General features: G+C 44.4%; 23 protein-coding genes. 5 read left to right on the forward strand and 18 right to left on the reverse strand.

What is annotated here, in order from left to right:
- Nucleotides 1-12: 12 nt before the first annotated feature.
- The 5 genes from RQP52_RS12195 to RQP52_RS12215 all read right to left on the reverse strand — a co-directional run bounded on the left by RQP52_RS12195 (nucleotide 13) and on the right by RQP52_RS12215 (nucleotide 4,572).
- Nucleotides 13-1,812 carry an exo-alpha-sialidase gene (locus tag RQP52_RS12195; protein ID WP_315951757.1) on the reverse strand — a complete coding sequence of 600 codons (1,800 nt, stop codon included), beginning with the start codon at nucleotides 1,810-1,812 and terminating at the stop codon, nucleotides 13-15.
- 445 nt (nucleotides 1,813-2,257) lie between these two features.
- On the reverse strand, nucleotides 2,258-2,440 hold the full coding sequence (locus RQP52_RS12200; protein WP_315951758.1) for an S-layer homology domain-containing protein: 183 nt from the start codon (nucleotides 2,438-2,440) through the stop codon (nucleotides 2,258-2,260).
- A 197-nt stretch (nucleotides 2,441-2,637) separates the two neighbouring features.
- Nucleotides 2,638-2,868 (reverse strand): hypothetical protein, encoded by a 231-nt coding sequence (locus tag RQP52_RS12205; protein WP_315951759.1) that lies wholly within the window; start codon nucleotides 2,866-2,868, stop codon nucleotides 2,638-2,640.
- 104 nt (nucleotides 2,869-2,972) lie between these two features.
- Nucleotides 2,973-3,737, reverse strand: a complete 765-nt coding sequence (locus tag RQP52_RS12210) for an SDR family oxidoreductase (RefSeq protein WP_315951760.1) — start codon at nucleotides 3,735-3,737, stop codon at nucleotides 2,973-2,975.
- A 139-nt stretch (nucleotides 3,738-3,876) separates the two neighbouring features.
- Entirely contained in the window at nucleotides 3,877-4,572 is a 696-nt protein-coding gene (locus RQP52_RS12215; protein ID WP_315951762.1) for a TetR/AcrR family transcriptional regulator, read from the reverse strand.
- 144 nt (nucleotides 4,573-4,716) lie between these two features.
- On the opposite strand from RQP52_RS12215, the gene RQP52_RS12220 reads away from it, so the two are divergent.
- Nucleotides 4,717-6,069 (forward strand): MATE family efflux transporter, encoded by a 1,353-nt coding sequence (locus RQP52_RS12220; protein WP_315951764.1) that lies wholly within the window; start codon nucleotides 4,717-4,719, stop codon nucleotides 6,067-6,069.
- Here the strand turns inward: RQP52_RS12220 and RQP52_RS12225 are convergent.
- From RQP52_RS12225 to RQP52_RS12255, 7 genes are all read right to left on the reverse strand, one after another.
- Nucleotides 6,063-6,554 carry a HEAT repeat domain-containing protein gene (locus RQP52_RS12225; RefSeq protein ID WP_315951765.1) on the reverse strand — a complete coding sequence of 164 codons (492 nt, stop codon included), beginning with the start codon at nucleotides 6,552-6,554 and terminating at the stop codon, nucleotides 6,063-6,065. The two genes, RQP52_RS12220 and RQP52_RS12225, sit on opposite strands and share 7 nt — an antisense overlap.
- A gap of 157 nt (nucleotides 6,555-6,711) precedes the next feature.
- On the reverse strand, nucleotides 6,712-7,035 hold the full coding sequence (locus RQP52_RS12230; RefSeq protein WP_315951766.1) for a hypothetical protein: 324 nt from the start codon (nucleotides 7,033-7,035) through the stop codon (nucleotides 6,712-6,714).
- Between the two features lie 448 nt (nucleotides 7,036-7,483).
- Entirely contained in the window at nucleotides 7,484-7,648 is a 165-nt protein-coding gene (locus tag RQP52_RS12235) for a hypothetical protein (RefSeq protein ID WP_315951768.1), read from the reverse strand.
- 52 nt (nucleotides 7,649-7,700) lie between these two features.
- Entirely contained in the window at nucleotides 7,701-9,998 is a 2,298-nt protein-coding gene (locus RQP52_RS12240; RefSeq protein WP_315951770.1) for an S-layer homology domain-containing protein, read from the reverse strand.
- Nucleotides 9,999-10,032: 34 nt separating this feature from the next.
- Nucleotides 10,033-11,598, reverse strand: coding sequence for a DHA2 family efflux MFS transporter permease subunit (locus RQP52_RS12245; protein ID WP_315951772.1), 1,566 nt, complete (start codon nucleotides 11,596-11,598; stop codon nucleotides 10,033-10,035).
- 11 nt (nucleotides 11,599-11,609) lie between these two features.
- Nucleotides 11,610-12,926 carry an efflux RND transporter periplasmic adaptor subunit gene (locus RQP52_RS12250; RefSeq protein WP_315951774.1) on the reverse strand — a complete coding sequence of 439 codons (1,317 nt, stop codon included), beginning with the start codon at nucleotides 12,924-12,926 and terminating at the stop codon, nucleotides 11,610-11,612.
- 20 nt (nucleotides 12,927-12,946) lie between these two features.
- Nucleotides 12,947-13,606 carry an HlyD family efflux transporter periplasmic adaptor subunit gene (locus tag RQP52_RS12255; protein WP_315951776.1) on the reverse strand — a complete coding sequence of 220 codons (660 nt, stop codon included), beginning with the start codon at nucleotides 13,604-13,606 and terminating at the stop codon, nucleotides 12,947-12,949.
- 267 nt (nucleotides 13,607-13,873) lie between these two features.
- Here RQP52_RS12255 and RQP52_RS12260 point away from each other — a divergent pair, with 267 nt between their 5' ends.
- From RQP52_RS12260 to RQP52_RS12270, 3 genes are all read left to right on the forward strand, one after another.
- Nucleotides 13,874-14,452, forward strand: coding sequence for a TetR/AcrR family transcriptional regulator (locus RQP52_RS12260; RefSeq protein WP_315951778.1), 579 nt, complete (start codon nucleotides 13,874-13,876; stop codon nucleotides 14,450-14,452).
- Between the two features lie 169 nt (nucleotides 14,453-14,621).
- Nucleotides 14,622-14,984 (forward strand): PAS domain S-box protein, encoded by a 363-nt coding sequence (locus RQP52_RS12265; RefSeq protein WP_315951779.1) that lies wholly within the window; start codon nucleotides 14,622-14,624, stop codon nucleotides 14,982-14,984.
- Nucleotides 14,985-15,017: 33 nt separating this feature from the next.
- Nucleotides 15,018-16,067 carry an ATP-binding protein gene (locus RQP52_RS12270; RefSeq protein ID WP_315952235.1) on the forward strand — a complete coding sequence of 350 codons (1,050 nt, stop codon included), beginning with the start codon at nucleotides 15,018-15,020 and terminating at the stop codon, nucleotides 16,065-16,067.
- 72 nt (nucleotides 16,068-16,139) lie between these two features.
- On the opposite strand, the gene RQP52_RS12275 is transcribed toward RQP52_RS12270, so the two are convergent.
- From RQP52_RS12275 to RQP52_RS12285, 3 genes are read right to left on the reverse strand one after another with little or no spacing between them, the layout of a single operon-like run.
- A complete protein-coding gene (locus RQP52_RS12275) occupies nucleotides 16,140-16,613 on the reverse strand; it encodes a hypothetical protein (protein WP_315951780.1) in 474 nt (157 codons plus the stop codon).
- 22 nt (nucleotides 16,614-16,635) lie between these two features.
- The gene (locus RQP52_RS12280) at nucleotides 16,636-17,643 is read right to left on the reverse strand and encodes a DUF3231 family protein (RefSeq protein WP_315951781.1); all 1,008 of its coding nucleotides are present in this window, start codon (nucleotides 17,641-17,643) and stop codon (nucleotides 16,636-16,638) included.
- Between the two features lie 43 nt (nucleotides 17,644-17,686).
- Nucleotides 17,687-18,280 (reverse strand): CBO0543 family protein, encoded by a 594-nt coding sequence (locus RQP52_RS12285; RefSeq protein WP_315951782.1) that lies wholly within the window; start codon nucleotides 18,278-18,280, stop codon nucleotides 17,687-17,689.
- Nucleotides 18,281-18,522: 242 nt separating this feature from the next.
- Between RQP52_RS12285 and RQP52_RS12290 the strand changes: the two genes are divergently transcribed.
- Nucleotides 18,523-19,503: an aldo/keto reductase gene (locus RQP52_RS12290; RefSeq protein ID WP_315951783.1), complete on the forward strand. Its 981-nt coding sequence runs from the start codon at nucleotides 18,523-18,525 to the stop codon at nucleotides 19,501-19,503.
- A gap of 70 nt (nucleotides 19,504-19,573) precedes the next feature.
- Here RQP52_RS12290 and RQP52_RS12295 read toward each other — a convergent pair whose 3' ends face one another.
- The 3 genes from RQP52_RS12295 to RQP52_RS12305 form a co-directional block, all read right to left on the reverse strand.
- Entirely contained in the window at nucleotides 19,574-20,056 is a 483-nt protein-coding gene (locus RQP52_RS12295; RefSeq protein WP_315951784.1) for a hypothetical protein, read from the reverse strand.
- A gap of 197 nt (nucleotides 20,057-20,253) precedes the next feature.
- Nucleotides 20,254-20,400 carry a hypothetical protein gene (locus RQP52_RS12300; protein ID WP_315951785.1) on the reverse strand — a complete coding sequence of 49 codons (147 nt, stop codon included), beginning with the start codon at nucleotides 20,398-20,400 and terminating at the stop codon, nucleotides 20,254-20,256.
- Nucleotides 20,390-20,557: a hypothetical protein gene (locus tag RQP52_RS12305; protein ID WP_315951786.1), complete on the reverse strand. Its 168-nt coding sequence runs from the start codon at nucleotides 20,555-20,557 to the stop codon at nucleotides 20,390-20,392. The genes RQP52_RS12300 and RQP52_RS12305 overlap by 11 nt, the downstream gene beginning before the upstream one ends.
- Nucleotides 20,558-20,695 lie beyond the last annotated feature (138 nt).

Here is a 20,695-nt window from a genome sequence, read left to right on the forward strand (position 1 = left end):
GCATGACTCCTTTCATTGGGTAACCTTCACGATAAATTTATATATGGTTCCGTATTTATTGCTTACAGCCGTTACCATGGCAGTTCCCGCTTGAATGGCCGTGACGGTTCCGCTTGTGTTAATTGTGGCTACAGCAGGCAGATCGGATGTCAATGTAAGGGTATCCATTGTTGCATCGAACGATTGTCCGCCTATTGCTAGGTTGTAGGTCATTTGTGTACTTTGTCCAACGTTCAGTTCAATTGTCGGCAACTTTACAACACTATCAAAATTCAGCGAACTTCCAGCGCCATAAGTTGCAGTTATAACCGAATTAAACAAATTCCCCAGCTCGCTGCCTGCAATTTTGGAGAAACCAATCGTAGCCCCGGCTCCAGGGATTTTGTACGTATAATTCATCAACGCATTTCCGGCTCTATCAACGAGAACCGATGGGTATTCGTAGCTCTCGCCATTATTCATGCCATCCTTAATCATGATCGGTTTCCAGTTCATTCCTTCATCGGTAGAGAGCAATAAACTGAAAGAATTTCTATTTCCGTCCAGCGTTTTCTTCACTACACTGCGTGAGGTTTCTTGATTGGTAGCTATCAACCAGTCGCCATTTGGAAGCTTGGAAAGTTCAAAGCCGCCGTCATTTTTTAAATAAGGATCAACTCTCGGAACACTCCACGTAACTCCGAAATCGGTAGACTCCGAGTAGGTCGTGTGCCAAGCCATGCGCCCGTTTCGGCCATCTAACTTACCGCTTCTAAAATAACCGCGAATCGTGCCATCTTTCTTTTGAATCAGCGAGCCTTGGATCGTTCCTGATCCTACAATCGGGTCACTAAACTTCCAGGTGATGCCGTGATCATCGGTGTACGCGCAAACGGAATTCGCCAATGAATCGGAATACAACGGCAAAATTAATCTTTTGGTGACGCCATCTGCAAGCGTGACTTCAATCGGCTTATTTTTGGTTTGCCATCCAAGCCTGCGGTAAATCGGTCCCCAAGTATTGACATCGTTGTCTGCGCCGGATGAACGCTCAATTGAATTTTTAATAATGGAGGGCTCTTTTACGGAGACTCCCGTGGTCAGCATCGTGATAATTTCATCCGTTCTGCCCGCATAAACATCGTCGTATGGCTTGGCGGATTTCAAATAGGCAACGTACTGATCATATTTATTTCTCATCGAGACAACGAAGCTGTCTGTAATAAAACGGGTAGCGCCGCCAAACCTTGTCGTGACCGGTACATATTGAGACGGGTCCAAGTAGGTTGCAGCCGTCACAGAGCTTGGATTTACAAACTTAATTTCAGCACCCTTGATGCCATAGTTCCACTGTCCATTGGAGTACTTTCCTTCGCCAAACATGCCTTCCCCTACATTCGTGTACAACGGCTGTGGATAGTGCCATTTTGCATTTCCGCCATTGCGAACGGCATATTCATAGTTGCCCATATCGGCATACATAAATTTAGTTTGCGTAGATACCCATTGGCCATTGTAGATAACGCCGTAGAACAACCACAATCTCTGTTGACTGTCGACGAAAAGAACCGGGTTATTATCCGGAAAATCCCATGTATCATAAACAATAAAGGGTTCAGTCCAAGTTTTCCCGCCATCCTTCGAACGAGAACCGATGAGTTTCGTTAAATTCCCATCTCTTTCTCCAACGCCGTTAAACCATACCGAGAAGAGCGTGCCATCGGGCAGTTCTACCATCGTGGAACCATGATTGGCAATGTTGTCGACAGGCATCATTCTAGCATGACTAATACCCTCTGGTGCTGCTGCATCCGCAATTACCGTATTAAACATGCTAAGAATTAACAATAATGATACTAACAGAGTCACTTGCTTCATCTTGTTCAAACAGGGTCACGTCCTTTCAATTGTTAATAAAACCTACCCTTTAAGTCTTGTTTTTTTACAATTGTATACGTTTACAAATAATGAAAGTAAATCAACATCGCCCGTTTTTATTTCATAGAATAAATCCTCCCATGTCATTGGTTTGTCTTACACGAGGAGCATAGCATACCATTTTTGACCATTTGAATAGCCAAATTGGCGTTCAAAGTTCCGTTTCTCCGCTATTTGGACCATGATTCATTTCTCCGCTATGATGCAAAAAGTCAGATTGCCCGATAAGTTTTTGAAAATGTCCCATTTCCTTCGGGATGATTACGCACATCCTGGAAAATAAAAAAATGTGCCCTGGCTCAACTTCAGTTGAACCGGGCACATCATTGTTCAATACCGTCTAATTGATCAGCTTTAAAAATTGCAAGACTTGTTTGATCATCACCGCAGCCTCAGCACGAGTGGCTATATCTTGCGGAGCAAACGTTGTTTCTGTTTTCCCATGCACCAATCCCTTTCCAACGGCTTCTGATAATGCACTACGGGCATAGTCCGACAATTGGTCTTGATCTACTAATTCCATCATACAAAATATAAGAATGCGCTTTCATTGATATATTTAGTGATTACCTTGATATATTTTGTGATCTTTCTTTATCTAAGCCTTCTGAAACTTCCATAACAAAAAACCGGAACCCTCAGCTCCAGCGGTTCCGGTCTTCTTAATCTATAAACGCTCCAACAACTGTTCATCCTAAAACATACACAACCCGCTTCCATTTAAATCAAACTTTTCATACCCCGGAGCCAGTCATAAAACCCGTCATCGAAAAAGAGATCCGGGATGTACGTCTGCGTGTAGTTGCAATTAGGGCATAGAAGCACCACCCCTTGTTCAAGCACCTTAGGATATAGTTTATCGTGACTGCTGTTGTTTCCACAAGTAAGAGATTTCACGCCTTCTGCCTGCTGGTAATCCTTAATACGCTGCTTAACGTCTTCTTCTTTCATGTCTATCTCCTTTAATTGTTGAACTCATCGCGTTTATGCATATTATTCTAGCAGAAATTTTTAATTCCTTCCGAATGAAATCTCTTCTTCTCCTATTTTGCCACTTACAAATGAGAGCCCCCGCTGGCGTCAATCCATTGCCCTGTTACCCAGCGGCTGTCGGAAGAAGCCAGAAAAGCTGCTATATCCGCGACATCCTCTGGTTGCCCCCATCTGCCAAAGATAGAAAAATCAGCGCCATATTGTTGTGAGGCAGGATCTTGCAGCATGGCGGCATTCATATCCGTGGCAACAAATCCAGGTTGGATGGCATTAATCGTAATTCCACGTGAACCAAGTTGGTTGGATAAAGCAAGCGTTAAGGAGTTGATTGCCCCCTTGCTCATACTGTAAGCAGGAATAGCAGGCAGTGAAATTCTTGTTATCGAGGACGACAAATTAATAATGCGACCATCATTTCTCAAACGCGGCAAAGCATGTTGTGTTAGGAAAAATGGCATTTTGACATTTATTTTCATCATTTCTTCGTATGCCTCTTCTGTTGTATCCTCAATTGGGGCTACTAGGGCAATCCCTGCGTTATTCACCAAGATATCAAAATGGGTGTCACCTGTACGCTCCTGCAACAACTCATCCAATGTCTTATAAAGGGTCTCTATGCTCTCGATCGTACCGAGTTTCGTGCCAATGGTGAATGCAGTCCCTCCATTTTGCTCGATACCTCGTACTACTTCTTCGGCTGCGGCCTGGTTCGTGCCATAATGAACAGCTACTATGGCTCCTTCTTGTGCTAACCGTGTTGCAATAGCACGACCAATTCCCCGGCTTGCACCGGTAACCAAAGCGATTTTACCATTTAATCTACTCATCTTTTAATCTCCTCCTGTGGCAAATAAGTACACGATAGTTATAACACAAGGGGAATTATGAAATGTTGCTCTCCTATTCTTAGAATTCAACATAAATAAGGCAGCCAATTCCTATTGGCCGCCTTGTTAAGCTCATCTATTAAGCTGTCGTTCCGCGTTCATTTTGCTCTTCTATTACCTGTTCAATTCCCAACAGAATCAGCTTTAAGCCAAATTCAAACGACTTATCGGTCCCTATGAGCTCGAACAGCCCCCTTTTGTACATGCTTCGGAACTGCCCGGCATCCGTCTCACTCATGGAGTCCAGCAGACGAATCATCTCCCCGCCGAGTTGCTCTTCCTGCTCCTTAATGACCGTGGAGAAAAGGCGCTGATGCTGATAATTATCCAGCACGAAGTAGAAGACATAGTTCACTAGCGTAAGAACCGCTTGTAATTTCTGCTCTTGTTCCAGTGGTGTCGACTCCAAGCAGAGCAGCATGCGGTTGGTGAAACGGATCATGTCCGGCTCGATGGGGATCGTCAGCATCATGAGCTGCGTTGAGCAGGGGTATCGACAGAGCACACGACGCACCGTAACCGCAAACGCGGTCAGCTGCTCTTTCCAGTCCCCTTCGGAGTGGAACTCCTCCACGATCATTTTCGATACCTGATTGGCCAGACGCTGAAAGAGATTCTGCTTGCTCTTGAAGTACCAGTACAAAGAAGGTGCCTGAATCCCAAGACGGTCGGCTAATCGTCGCATGCTGAACTTCTCGATGCCATCTTCTCCAAGAAGCTCCCACGAGGTTTCCAAAATCTTATCTTCCGAAATCTGAGGCTGCTGCTTTTTCATCGATATCCGCCCTTTATCTAACAGTGTAAGATTGTTCTTTACAGGTGCATACGCATATGATAACATCTAACACTGTAAGGTTCAATCTAACACTGTAAGATTGGATCGATCCCCTCCAAAATAAATGAGAAAGTGGTGACGCATATGGATACAGAAAATCTTCATTATTTTGAAAAAGCCCCCATCGCAAAAGCCGTAGCTCACTTCGCTGTACCAATGATGCTAGGCATGTCAATGAGTGTCATATATTCCATCTTAAACGCCTTTTTCCTTGGCACACTCGACAATACGGCCATGTTAACCGCACTCGCACTCACATTGCCGTTATTCGCGGCCATCATGGCCTTAGGCAACTTGATTGGCATGGGCAGCAGTGCATTCATTTCCCGTTTGCTGGGAGAGAAAAAATACGATGATGCCAAACATGTGTCTTCGTTCGCTTTTTACAGCAGCATAGTGCTCGGTCTTATTTTGATGGCCGTCGGCCTCCCGTACATCGATTCCATCGTTCATGGTTTGGGAGCTACGCCTGACTCCTTCGGCTTCACGAAAGACTATGTCACACTTATGATTGCTGGCTCACCATTTATCGTCTTATTTTTCACGCTTGAGAATATTGTGCGCGCTGAGGGCTCGGCAATCACGTCCATGGTCGGTATGATTCTCAGTGTTGTCATCAATATTATTCTTGATGCGTTAGCCATCTTCGTCTTCCATTGGGGCGTGATCGGAGTAGCTTCTGCTACCGTCATTGCTAACTTGGTTGCGGGTGTATTCTATGCCTTCCATATCGGATATAAAAGCCAATTCTTAACTGTCTCCTTAAGATGGTTCAAGGCTTCTAAAGATATACTAAGCAATGTATTCAAAATCGGATTTCCCGTCTTTATTATGAGTATTTTCTTGGGGGCAATGTCGCTTATCTTTAACCGTTATCTGGTCGAATATGGTGAGCAGGCTGTAGCTTCATTCGGAATTTCATCACGTTTATTGCAATTTCCTGAGGTTATTCTGATGGGCTTATGCGAGGGTGTCGTGCCGTTGATTGCCTTCTCTTTTGCAGCGAATAAATTACGCATGAAACATACCATTCAATTCACAATCAAAGCGATTGTGGCGTTAGCCGTCGTTTTCGGCATCATCGTTTTTCTAATTTCCGACCACTTAATCGGTCTTTTTACGAATGACCCGCAATTAATTCAAATGGGCAGTTACATTCTGCATGTGACGTTTTTATCCTTGTTCATAACAGGAATAACCGCGTTGTTTACAGGAATCTTCCAAGCAACAGCGCAAGGTACCGCCGCATTTATTATGTCCATTATTCAAGGGGTTACGTTGATTCCTGTGTTGTATATTGCCAATCAAATGAATGGTTTCCACGGAGTTGTCTGGTCGCTCGTCATCTCAGATGCTGCCGCGTTCCTTGTTGGTGCCGTCATGCTGTATGTTCTGCGGAATAAATTGCAGCCGGACTTAGAGAGTCTGGTTCAGTAAAAGTGTTTTTGTTGTTTCAATGACCACATTGCGTTGAATACTAGTTTCCTATCTTTTTCCTTACTAATCATATTCTCAAGCGCTTCTGAAGCTCGAATGTCGTAGGGTTGATTGCCCAGCATATGAACAGCACTGCGTCTAACCGCAATACTTGTATCCTTCGTCGCACGTTCGATTAATAACGCGATGATATCCAAGCATAACAATTCATCTTTGCAAGATTGACAGCCAATGCTATGAACGGCATGCCTCCTGACATCCGCATAGGAATCAGTTAATCGGGCGACCAGGGGGTCTATGCAGCGTTGATCAGCATTGTGATCTAGCAAAGCCGTGCACCATTTCCTTATTCTCCAGTTTTGATTTTCAAGACCTTCCAGAATATCATCTAAAGCTAATTTCCCGGCATTGTCTAAAATGGCGTATGCTGCTTGCCAGCCTTCTTTCGTTGCTAACAGTGGAATGTACCGTCTGTAATCTCCCATAAGATCCCTCCACAAAATAATAGTTAACTTAATTCTTATTATATATAGAAGTTCTGACCCTTGATAAGGTGGGGGTCAGTAGATTATTTTCCGCCTGTTAACGCAATGAAGCTGCCGATCATCTCGGCAGCTTCATTTTCTAGTTCTCGCAGACTCCCTAACCAAAAAGGCGCTCTTTTCCAGGAAGCTCTATACCGCTGCAATTCGCTGTCACGGCTTTTTCCTCAATCAGAGCAAGCGCAACAGTGACAAAAAGAATGACCAAAGCAGGCGGTACAATCATCCACTGCCAGGCATCGTTCAAAAAAGTTTGCGTACGCGAGAAAGCGTCCAGAAGCATTTTACCTAAGGAGACCGTACTTGGATTCCCTACACCCAGAAATGACAGGCTCGCTTCCATTGCAACCGCTGTTTGGAAAGCGATTATGAATTTCGTGCGCACCAGTGGCCAAATAAACGGCAGCAAATGATGGTACAGCACGTACCAGGTTTTCCCCTGGTAAAGTGTCTACTCAAGGGAACTGGCGTCCGCTATTTGGAGAAAAACAAGCTTTCCCCCTCCCAATGGGAACTACAGGATCTTATTTGTCCGCAATATCGCGTTATACAGGTGAAATCTGCAAAATAGCGCCCCATAGTTCCACTTGCACGTGGAAGGTGTGCTTTTTCGGCAAAATAGCGGACCGTAGTTCCCGCAAAACAACGACTCATCCCCTCAACACGCATTCCCTGAAATTTTAACGGGAAAAAGTGCTGCTAATTTGTTCATTCCCGCTACTTTCAACCTATTAAATGGAAATTGTACAGGTAATTCCTCAAATTCCGTCTGAGATGAGGCGAATCGTATGAAACAACTGCACAATTTCCAGTTATTTCATCTAATAGATACTCCGCGACACTTTTAACAGTAGAAAATCCAGTTACTCCACCTACAAACACCAATAAGGGTTCGGGTTCGAGTTCGAGTTCGGGTTCGGGTTCGGGTTCGGGTTCGGGTTCGGGTTCGGGTTCGGGTTCGGGTTCGGGTTCGGGTTCGGACTCGGGTTCAGGTTAGGGTTAGCGAAGCTTTCCCATTGGCATGAGCTAATTGACATAGTACGCTTATATACAAAAAGACGCCTTCAATTAGAAGACGTCTCTTTCATGTTATTTCAATTCCGCAATAAGCCTATCCACTTCACCAGTCGGCGTAGTGATGGTTTCATAAACTTTAACGGAAATATGGGATTGAACCTGGTCTTGCGTAAGGTTGCTGAAGGTCAGCATTTGGGAACCGCTCACCAACCGATTTGCCCCGGTAAAAGGAAATGAATTCGATCCCAGGGAACGCCCTGACGAGTCCACTAACTCAAACTTCAACTTGGAAAAGGCATTATCTAAGACCACTTCGGATTCCCGCTGCATGTCCATATCCAAACTTAGTTTATACGTGTATGCAAATCCAGTGGTCCCCATCGCCGTCAACTGCGATAAAGTCCAGTTTTTCAAGTTTAGCTTGAATGGAAATAACGAGATATTGTTATGATCGTTCTCATTCTGAACACTTACAGGGTAGCTGGCAATTGTAGATTTGTAGGCAGAATTTGATAGCACTTCTTGTACATTCAATTGGAATCGTTCACTTTGCTCCGTGGTTGGAAGGGTGAATCCATAGCTAACGACGACTCCTGTTCCAGGTGCAATATCTGTTGCGCTTACAGTCTGGCGTTTTCCCGCGTACGCGTTGCCATCTTTACCCGCTAACTCCGCTCCAAAAGCCGGCACAGGAATAGGTTTGTCGCTTTTATTGAAGAGCTTAAATTTAGCCACGCCCGTTTTATTTCCTGTTTCTTCATTATCTGTTACATGCAGCTCTTCTAGCGAAATAGTTAAATTCGGATTAATGAAATCATTCCTTGGTGTGAATGCGATCGGCGTGCCATAAACATAGATACCTGCAGCTGGCCCTGTAACGGTACCTTCGTTCGCAGGGAGTCGGAATCCTATGCGCCCGGTGAAATAGGGAATCGGCACAGTCTGACCTTGTTTCAAGAAACTCTCAGGTGAAAGTACATAGAAGGCTTGCAGTGTCGTATTCATATCGGTTGTAATCGCAAAATGAATGGACTTCCTGGCTCCTGCATCAAGACGAATTGGCGTCTCTTCCACCCTTTTGCCGATGAAGGATTGTCCCTCCGATTTCCCGCTCAAGGTAAAATCCGGTATTGTTTCCGCATAGCTTCCTTCGTTTTCCGCTTGAATTTCCACGATATAGCTCGGTGTTTGACCCGTAAACTGCTTCGACAGCTTCACTGCAGAATATTTCAAATCGGAGTGGATACCAGGAAGGGAGAATCTTGCGCCCCAATCGCCTAATCGGGATGGATCGTCTATTTTGGCGTCTTGGCCACGCCATACGATAGAACTAATAGCAGCATCCGCTAATTGCGTTTCTACTTTAGGGTACACTTTTTGATTGACATCTACCAAAAGAAGATTCGTCAACTGGATATCCTTGTTCACACCGATATCAGTCATATAGCTTAAGGTCACATTCCCCTGCGGAGGTATGGAACGAGAATTGCTTGCGCTCGCTTGAAGGGTATAAACGGTCCCTTCCGCAGTTTGGATGCGAAGCTCATAATCGGGAATTCGGTTTGTAAAACCGGAAGTGTTGTTTAATGTAACGACCACTCCGACTCTCCAGCCTTCTGCCGATTTTTCTTGGGTAACACTTTTCACTTGAGCTTGCGTATTTTCTGTCAGATTGAAAGCTTTCATATCTTCTACGGGAATCTCAGCTACAGCCGGTGTTACAGGCACATACAGGCGTTTCGCTTCATAAGAAGAGGTAACTAACAGTTCTCGAATGGCTGGCGTCATTCCGCCGAACTTACCGTCCGTTTGGTTCCCCATCAAATTCATTTGCACAGCCAGAGCAACATACCCCTTGGCCCAGCTGGATACCGTGCTATCATTTGACGCTGCATCCTGTTTCACTTCTGCCTCTTTATTCAAACCTCGAATCAAGAATGCGGCTAATTGCTCTTTGGTTACCTCACCAGCAGGATTATAGGTGCCTTCGCCAAACCCATCCGTCAGGTTTGCTTTTTTCAATGCCTCAATATATGGAAGCGCATAACCGTTGGCTGGATCCGCAGCGCTCACATCGCGAAAGCTGGAAGTGCTGCTCAAGGTGTCCACCTTTAAGTTGAAAATCATTGCAGCAGCTTTCGCGAACTGGGCACGGTTCATTTTATCATGCAGACCAAACACACCCTCGCTCACACCATCAAAAATCCTTGCGGCAATCATCGCATCAAATTTAGCCCTCGTGCCCGCATCCAATTGACCCAAATCATTGAAATCTACAGAGGATTTAGGAGAAGCGGCACCTAGCGCAGCCCCAGTTAACAAGGTAGAGGCCATGCACGCGCTAATTATAACCGTTAAACTCTTTTTCATTGTCTTGTGCCTCCCGACGAATTCTTTGATGCTGCTATTCTTGTACTTCAACTGTTTTTTTATTTCGCTTTATAAAAAATAGAACGAAAGGAATACATATAAAGGCCGGTATGGCTGAGATATAAAAGGTATCTGCGATAGACCTGACATAGGCTTCTTTCTGCATAAAACCGGCGAGGTAAGAACTCGCTGCACCAGCAGCCGTAGCCCTGTCTACCGCCCAAGCATAAATCTCCCCGGTGAGTGCGGATACGGTGTTATTTGCCATAACGGAATCCACAGCTACACTTTCCGAAATGTGCTGATAATGCACGATCTGGCGGTTGCCCATGATAGCGGTAAATATCGCAATGCCTAGCGAACCCGCCACCTGCCTGAGAACATTGGAAAGCGGCGAGGCGTTACTAATTTGTTCCGGAGCCACTGCGTTCATGCCGGCAGAGGTTAGCGGCATCAGGCAAACACCAATGCCAATCCCACGAATCGTTAATAGGGCATTCAGCCAATGATTCGGCGTATCAGCCGTCAACAGATGCAATTCCGCCGTAGTGATCCCCAGTACAGCCAGACCGGCAATACAGATGGGAACAACCCCGAATTTCTCAACCAGCTTCCCGCTGATCGCCATCATCACAGCCATGGCAATCGATTGCGGCATTAACAGGATCCCCGTCTGCATGGCATTAAGCCCTTGAATACTTTGCAAATACACAGGGGCTAAAAAAGTTCCGCCCATCATAGCCATCATGACCAAACTACCCGAGATGACACTAATCGTAAATTTAACATTTTTGAATAAATTCAAGTCCAGAACAGGCTGCTTGGCTCCTAGCTCCACCCAGATTAAGAGCATTAAACTACAGAGAGCAATAAATAGCAGGCTGACAATGAACAATGAAGTCCAACCTTCGGATTGCCCTTTGCTTAAAGCCAGCAGCAAGCTCCCGAAGAACATCATGGACAAGATAGCCCCTGGTGTATCAAATTTTAATCCTGTTGTGCGAGGTGATTCCTTCATAAGTATCTTGCCCAGCACGACAGCCAGAATCCCGATCGGCACATTGATGAAGAACAGAAGCCGCCAGCTGAAATTCTGGATCAAATACCCTCCGAAAGTCGGCCCGAGCGCGGGAGCCACCATGGCAGCAATCCCCCATAGTCCCATGGCCGTACCTGTCTTTTCCTTCGGGAAAGTGGTAAAAATAATCGACATCCCAACCGGCATGATGAAGCCGCCGGCAAACCCTTGAATGATTCGAAATATAATCATGGTATTGGCGCTCCACGCCAAACCGCATAAGACAGAAAATATCGTAAACCCGGCTACGGAGTAGATAAACAAATTCTTATTGCCGAATCTCGCGCCCAAATATCCACTCATCGGAATGACCATGGCGGAAGCCAGCGTATATCCGGTAATAATCCACTGCATGGTCGTGAGATCCGAGCCGAATACGGCAACGAATTTATTCATGGCTACGTTCATTAAGCTGCTATTCAATACAGCGACAAACGTACCTGTAACAATAGCAACCAGCGACAGCCACATCTGGCCATTGCCTTCTGATTTATGTTGTGGAACCACCGATTCATCGGCCATCGTAGCGCCTCCTATTCGGCTTTTACCTTCGTGCCTTCAGTTAAATTATCTGCAGGCTTCACGATGATTTGTTGATTGGCTTTGATGTTATCGTTAGGCATCACGTAAAGCCAATCCTGGTTTTTCTCTTCTGTTTTCACTTCAACGAGATGCGCTGTGCTGTTCTCTGCGGTGAACAGATATTCTTTTTGATCCTTTTTGACCACTGCGCTCTTCGGCACTTCCAGACGGCTCATCTGTGAAGCATTCAGCTGGACTTCCGCCACTATGCCGGCAAATAACAAGCCGTCTTTGTTATCGACTTTTACCTTCACAGGAAATGTGTTGCTGTTGCTGTTGGCTACCGGACTGACGAAGGAAATCACACCTTGAAAACTTTTATCCGGCACATTTTGCACCTTCACTGCTACGGCCATGCCTTCTTTCACTTGTGTAATCTGGCTATCCATCACACTAAGCTCTACTTGGACTTGATCCATATTAACAAGCGAGAGGATCTGCACCCCGGCCTGTGCCAACTCACCTGGCGAAATGCCTTTTTTCACAATAACTCCATCGATGGGTGCCGTAATTGTCGCATTGCTCAGCCCGCTATTCGCGAGCTCAAGCGTAGCATTCAACCGCTCAACATCCGCTTGGAGTGCTTTAACCGTATTTTCTGTCGGACCGACTTTAGCAAGCTCCAGCTTGGCTTCGGCCCCTCTCAATTGGGCTTCGGCAGATTTCTGTGCGCCTAAAGCCTGCTCGTAACCGGCCTTTGCCTTTTCATAATCGAGCGTCCCTTTATCCAAATCATCTTGCGATACATTGGAGCTGCTCTCGAACGCATTGCGAAGACGATTATAACCGCTCGTAGCAAGATCCAAGCCTGCTTTAGCCTGCTCTACGGCCGCTGTTGCCTGTTGGTAAGCCCCACCTGCTGCAAGGATAGCACTCTGGAGTCCTGTAATCTCTTGGGTACGGGCACCCGCTTGCGTATCAGCAAGCTTTGCTTGAGCTGCGGTGGAAGAGTATTCGGCTTGTTTGACCTGTTGGGTCAACTCGCTCGTCTCCAACTGAACAAGCACATCCCCCTTCTTCACCTTGCTGCCCTCTTGCACGCGAACTTCTGCTACTTTACCGGACGCCTTCGAAACGATATTAATACTCTGATCAGGAATGATTTTGCCATTCAGGCCCGCAGTTGCTCCTTGCCCCAGCTTGATGATTTGAACAGGAACGGCCGACGCACTTGATTCTTCTGCTTCTATCGCCCCACATGCAGGTAGAACAGCAAGGGTAGCAAGCATAAAAACAGCGGGAACTATTAATTGATTTAATCTATTCATTTGAACTGGCTCCTCTTTGTTTAATTGCTCTTCAAGTGGATTTTGATGGTTGTGCTGATTCCCGGCAATAGGTTAAGCCCTTGATTGTCTTCAATCGATATTTTGATTGGAATACGCTGAGTGACCTTCGTGAAATTCCCGCTTGTGTTCGTTGAAGGCAGCAACGAGAAGGTCGATGAGGTGGCTTTGCTTATTTCTTTGACCTTCCCTGTTAAGACCTTACCTGGGAAATTATCCAATTTAATTTCAACTTTCTGTCCTTCATGAATCTTATTGATGGCAGTTTCCTCTATATTGGCTGACACAAATAACTTAGTAGGGTCTACAATCATCGCTACAGCCTGGCCGACTGACGCCACTTCACCGGTTTTAATCAAAGTCTTGATCACCGTGCCTTCTATCGGAGCTCTTAATGCCGCTTGATCCAAGCTGCTCGTGGCCAAATTGTTACTATCCTGTTGTCCGACAATCTGATCGGCAAGCACATGCGCACCTTCATCGATCTGCAGGGACGTCACTTTCCCCGTAATACGTGGCATCACTTTATAGATGTCGCCGGCCAGTCGGGAATCCTCGGTTGAGATGAAGTTCTGTCCTTCATACCAGAAATACCCGGCAATACTGCCTCCGCCAAGAACGATAACGGTTAAAATGACATACAACATAATTTTTCGTTTCATGTTTTCTCCTCTTTCTTATTTTCCGTTTTAACACTTGTTTTTAACATTTGTTTTTAACAAACGTTAAACTCTATGGACGTTATTATATGACCTCGGGATTAGAGCCGTCAATGAAAATTTTTCCGACAATCGATTCCCCAAAAATGAAATAACCCGCACTCCTTTATATGGAGTCGCAGGCGTTTGACTATTGTGATATTCTCCTATAAAATTCGTTAGAACAGGTGTTGCTAACAACTGTTATACGGAGGTGCAGTTGATTCCTATATGAACAAACAAGAAATCGATGTGAAACAAAAAATTATCATATCTGCCAAAAAGCTGTTCTCCGAACAAGGTTACGAAGGGACGAGCGTCAGAAAGATTTGTGACGAGGCTGGTGTATCATTGCCGTTGGTTTCGTATCATTTCGGAGGCAAGGAAAACGTATTTCTGGCTATTCTTGAACCGCTAGAGAAACTGCCCTTTTCTGCCGAAACCGGGGATCCCAAGCAAGATTTGCAGAAATATCTAGAGGTTATGATGGCTTTTTATCAACAAGATCGGGAAATTTCATTAATTGTTAGACAAGAACTAGCTATGAATAGCACAAGAGCGGACAAAATCATTACGTTTATTCAAAACTCTACAAATAAATTAAAGAGCATTCTCGAGAATGGACGGGATCAAGGTATTTTTCAATTTGAATCCATATCGAATGCTTTGCGCTTTATCCTTGGATGCATGAGCATGATCTCGGTCTCCAATACGGGGATGCTCGAAGTGATCATTGGAGAAAAAGAGGTCGGCGACTATCCGATTGAGAAAGAAGTTATTGAGTTTATTTACAAGGGAATTCGAAGTTAACAGCTGAAACATATACGAAGAGCCTCGCTCCCATCAGCATCAGGGTAAGGGGCTTTTTGTGCGCAATGAAACTTTTCTCGTTCAGGAATATAGCCATTATTTTGAAAGGAAAAACGCTGCTCTTTGTCCAATTCTTTTAATATGGATCTTACGTGATTTAGGAGGATATATGGCAAAGAATTTGGATGTTTCACAGCCCGAACTGTTCTCTCAAGTATTCAAATATTCCCCGATTGGCATAGCCTTACTCTCAACGCAAGGAAAATGGCTGCAAGTGAATGCATCTTTATGCCGAATTACTGGTTATACGGAATCAGACTTTCTTGACATGACGATTCAAGACATCATTCAAATGGATGATACAGACAAAACGTGGGATGTAAGGGATCAAATTTTAGATGGCAACATGGATAACTTCCAAATGGAGAAACGTTTTATCCACAAAAATGGTTACACCGTATGGGTACTATTGGCTATCAATTGCATGAGGGACGAAAATGGACAGCCCTTATATTTTATAACGCAAATTTAGGACATTACGGAAAGAAAGTTAGCCGAAGAGGATCTGAAAGCGAAAACCGAGCAACTGGAATCGTTTATTGAAAATAATGCGGATGCCATTCTAATTTTTAATAACGAAGGTTTTGTTCAACGAGTAAATGAAGCATTTGTCCATATTTTCGGGTGGTCGAAGGTAGAAGTCATTGGCGTTGAGTTACATCTCCTCCCCTTCATTCCTCCTGAATGTTCAGAGGAGTTCAAGCATAGCCGTGAGCAAGTGCTGACCGGACGGTCCGTAAATGGTGTAGATACGAAGCGGTTACATAAAAATGGGAATCTGGTGAACGTATTATTAACCGCTTCGCCTATTCTTGACGGTAAAGGGAAACAGATCGGTTGGTCCGTCATCTTCAGGGATATTACGGAGTGGAAAATTGCCCAAGAACATCTGCAAAATTCCGAGAAATTATCAGTAGCCGGGCAGTTAGCCGCTGGAATCGCCCATGAGATCAGGAATCCGATCACCTCTATTAAAGGGTTCATTCAATTGATGAAATCTGGGTTTGGAGAAAAACCCATCTATTTCGATATCATGACTTCCGAAATCGAACGGATCGAATTGATTCTTAGCGAACTCTTAATACTGGCGAAGCCGCAATCGATTAAATTTGAGAGAAAAGATATTCGGGTGTTGCTGAGCCAGGTTATGACGCTTTTGGATTCACAAGCGATCCTGAACAATGTTGAATTTTTGGCTGAATTCAAGCCCGGGGCTACGCATCTATACTGCGATGAAAATCAGCTAAAGCAAGTATTTATCAATTTCATCAAAAATTCCATTGAATCCATGCGTGACGGCGGTAAAATAACACTTGAAGTCAGCAGTGATAATGATCAAGAGATGATGATTCGGCTAGCTGACCAAGGCTGTGGAATTCCCAAAGAAGCCCTCTCCAAGCTAGGTCAACCTTTTTATACAACCAAAGAAAACGGAACCGGCCTGGGCTTTATGGTAAGCAAAAAAATCATAGAAAATCACGCCGGTAAAATCAAAGTTGAAAGTGAAGTCAATAAAGGCACTCTCATCGAAATAACGCTGCCTTTTTCCACTTAACTATCCTGCAGTATCCAGGAATCAAAAGACCGCCTCAAACCCATGAGCCGGTCTTTTTCACTGGACTATTCCTTAATTCTGATCCTCGGATCGTATAAATCGCTTCGTTACTTTCATCAACATGAGCCCGACACCTAAACCAATGGGTGCGCAAATCATAGGAAGCCATATAGGGCCAAGCAGCACATTTTTTATACGGAACGTTGTGGAATACATCACTCCGACCGTAACCAAGTAGGCAGAGAAAGCGAATGGCATGAACATGAATGGCTTTTTCTCACCAATCGCGTCTCGATAAGCGTCCCACATAGCAAAAAAGTAGAGACAAGGATAAAACATTAACCACTGATAATTGGTCAGCTCAGCTGCTTTCTCCATTTTCCCTTGAAAACTTAACATGATAGCTGTATTAAAATTGGATTGGACATTGATTAATATTTCTAATCCAATGAAAAGAACGCCTTTTGCAATCTTGCCATCCAAAAGTTGAGGGAATCCTGGCAGTGCGATGCTCCATAAAATTTTCTCAAGTTCATCTTTTGTCATAGGGGTCTCTTCTTTATTTTTTTTACTGCTTGATGAGTTGTTTGCGGTCCTCCATTTGCGGCGGTTCCTCCAACCAACCATGTTTAATCATCAGCTTAATGCCATCGTGAGTATAGACATAGATATCCTTGGCGATTAATCCTGCCTTTAAATTCAAATCATTTCGAAGCGTGAAAATAGCGCCAAAACTGCTGCTAACCATGCCGAACGTATTAAGAAGGTGAATGCAAAACATCATGAGTTTCTCTGAAAACGGGGCCATTGTAGAAGTTGTTACGGTACTCCCGGAAGTGGCCGAGAACTGAATGTTGCTTTGGAGGAGAATTTCTTCGAAAGTATGAATTTGTTTCTTTGCAAGTTCCATACCCTTCACAAAATATTCCTTTACTTCCGGGGTATTCGCACATTGGGCAAAGCCTGAAATGAGTTGCAACCCGACATTGTTTGTCTCAATCCCATGATGCAGAATGCCGACTTCGATTGTATTTAAAGCCCTTTTTTCTCCAAAGAGATTGAATCCGCTTAAATAGTCTTTGCTCTCAATAAACTCATTGACAATAGGCATTGTCACTTTGGGAGGTGTGGTGAGAATCCCTTTTTTTAGCAAATATTCGGTCGATCTTTTATAGATATTCTGTGTAACGACGGTTAATCCCTCATAAATATCCATCACCTCACCTTGGTAGGACATATTTAAATTGAGGGTATACATGCCCATGCTTATTTCTTTCAAAATGCGGAGGAACATGATATCAAATCCATTGTCGTACAGTTTCGGCGCCTCTAAATTGACATCCCCTTTGGTAAAACCAACAGGTACGACAATGCCTTGATTTTCAAACAATCTGATAATTTTATTCACATAATGATCGAGATCCTGCCATAAGCCACCCATAATATTTCTTGCTTCATGATCATCCGTTTTCGCGATGAAGTAATCCAACACCCGCAGAATGAGTGTCTTTTGCTGATAGGTAAGCCAAAGTGTCCCGAGCTCTGAAGAGCTTATGCAGTCTGCTTGCTTTGTCATTATTTCATCTCCAGTTAAAGAGCAGTCCTACGGAGCCCTCTATTCATCTTATTTTCTTCTTGTTCCTTGGATTAAAATTGATGACCAATTCCCGATCGACGTTAATATGGAGCACGTTGCTCTGAGTCAGGTCAACGAATCCTTTCACCAGAATTGTAATAGGAACCAATATGATAAACGACTCCCAATAGGACCATCTCATAAGTTGATACATGCCAAGAGACACAAAGATGGGCTCACCGATAAACGAAATGACTAGCGAGGCCACTACACCAGCAATCAGAAATGATTTCCAGCTGGAAAACCTCTGATACAAATAGGCAAAAATAGAGGGAACCACAAAGAAGTCGACAGCATTTAAGTTCTCAGTAAATGGAATTAGTTGATGCGGGTAACGCCACAAGTCGAAAAACTTGCCGACTTGATCGACCGCCCCGACAATAATAAATGCCGTCATGAAGGCTAATACGGTGCTGAGTGTCCTTTTACGATCCATAGAGATGAGCAGCAGCACAAAAACCACCAGATTAGCAATGACGATAACCCACCACTGGAACGAAAAAACGTCCTGATGCAGCCAGTAATCGAACTCCATTCGACTCTCTTTCGTGTTTAATTCCTCTATTTCATTAGGCATATCTTTCTCCCTATTCGCTTCAAACTTAAATTCTTGTTCTTTATTATTAAACAGGAAGACAAAAATATGTATCGTTGGGAAGTGTTATTTTGGACAAATAAAACATCCGCGGCATAGGCTGATTCCGTTCATAAGTGCATGGAGAGGATTAGGCAATAATTCGGCATAAATGAGATAACGCCCCCCTGTTCATCTGTTGCATAATATGGTTATCCCGCTGAAATAAAGGAGCGAAACATGACATGGAATATGTGAAACTTGGAAATACTGGCTTGGATATATCTCGGCTTAGCCTTGGCTGCATGAGTTTTGGTGCAGCAGAGCGGTGGCATCATCCTTGGATACTTGATGAGGAGCGCAGTCGCCCTATTATAAAAAAAGCCCTTGAATTAGGCATCACTTTTTTCGATACAGCGAATGTGTATGCAGATGGAACCAGTGAAGAAATCATCGGACGAGCTTTGAAGGATTACGCCAATCGGGATGAAATTGTCCTCGCGACAAAAGTGCATGGACGTATGCATCAGGGTCCAAACGGCGCCGGCCTTTCCCGTAAGGCGATTTTGAGTGAAATCGATAAAAGTCTGAAGCGGCTAGGAACGGATTATGTTGATCTATATCAAATTCACCGTTGGGATTACCATACCCCCATTGAAGAAACGATGGAAGCGTTGCATGATGTTGTAAAGGCAGGTAAGGCCAGATATATTGGTGCTTCCGCCATGTACGCATGGCAATTTCTGAAGGCGCTGCATGTAGCCGAGAAAAATGGATGGACCCGGTTTGTGTCGATGCAAAATCATATGAATCTCATCTACCGTGAAGAGGAGAGAGAGATGATGCCGCTTTGCAAGGCAGAAAAAATCGGTGTGATTCCATATAGTCCAGTTGCCTCAGGAAGACTGGTACGTGATGAATCGGTTACCACGCTTCGTTCCGAAACCGATCACATGCAAAAAAAGAAGTACGATGCAACAGCGAATACGGATCGCTTCATTGTGGAACGTGTAGCAGCCATAGCAGAAAAACTCGGTGTTCCCCGTATTCATATCGCGCTTGCTTGGCTGCTGCAGAAGGAGCCCGTCTCGGCTCCTATTATCGGCGCTACGAATGTGATTCAGCTCGAAGAAGCCGTAGGCGCTTTATCCATGAAGTTAACGCCTGATGAAATTACGTCATTGGAGGAATTGTATGTTCCCCATCCCGTAGTTGGAGCGATTTAAAACTTCAAATAGGATGAAAGGCCAAATAGCCCGTGGATGGAAATCCCCGGGCATTGGGCTTGCTATATGTTTAGATCGAAAAACCTTTCATTAACGGCATAATAAATGAAATGGCACCCATGCCAAGTTTCATAAAGCTGCCTATGTTGCTAAACAACCCGCCTGACCCGCCTGCGCTTTTGGCAGCACCTTGACCAAGACCTCCCAGTAATCCACCACCTGAGGAACCCCCTCCAAATAAACCGCCAAGTCCTCCGCCGCCAAGAAGCCCAAGTATGTTACCTAAACCACCAAAACTGGATATATGCGCTTTAGATCTAACTTTTTTTCGTGGAATCTTCTTGTCGCCTTTAAATCCTTGAAGAATAACTTGACTAACCTGCACTTCTTTCAGAACACCATAATAGACAGAACCGTCCTTGAGTACTACGCATACAGGTGTTCCTAGATTAGCTGCAGCTTGAGCGGCGATCTTTGACGACGATGCTAATCGTCCTTTCTGTCCAACATTTACGCGGCCGTGCTTTCTTGTGGGGTGAGGATAAGTTTTCATGCTGCTCTCACATCCTTTTCATGATATCCCTATTCTTGTCATCATATGTTGAGAAGACAAGATCCGAATGTGCGCTTCACAAAATAAATTACTTTATTGGTGATAACCGATAACAGTTGGAGATGGTTAATCGCCATTCCAACCGTTTACCGGAAAACTACCTTCTCGAAGTTAACATGGATTGCCAGTCCTGATAGCTAAAAATCAGGGTTATTATGGACTTGCTCATACACATCCTTGCCGCTTCGTACCACCCCAGGCATGATGCCGGTATCTCCCAATGAGTAATACACATAGAAGTCAGTAATTTGAGGATAAAACGTTTTATACAGTTTAAAATCCATCGCCACTTGATGCCCTATGAATTTCATCTTCCAGAGCCGCGTTCGATTCACGATATACAAACACACCAATTAGAATCGGCAGAAACAAAATGGCAACGTAAGAAAATAGCCAGGTTAAGATAACGCTTCGTCTTTTCATCCAAATACTGTTTAGCACGATGTTAGCCCCCATTTATACTTCCCAACAAGAAAAATGTGTAGTTCCATGGTACACTACCACATCTTAGTTTGAATAGAGCCAATATTTATTTCTTCGCTATCTGCTCAAAGCAAAAGACAACCGCATGGGTTGTCT

It is taken from the genome of Paenibacillus violae, assembly GCF_032461945.1.
GTDB classification, from domain to species: Bacteria; Bacillota; Bacilli; order Paenibacillales; family NBRC-103111; genus Paenibacillus_E; species Paenibacillus_E violae.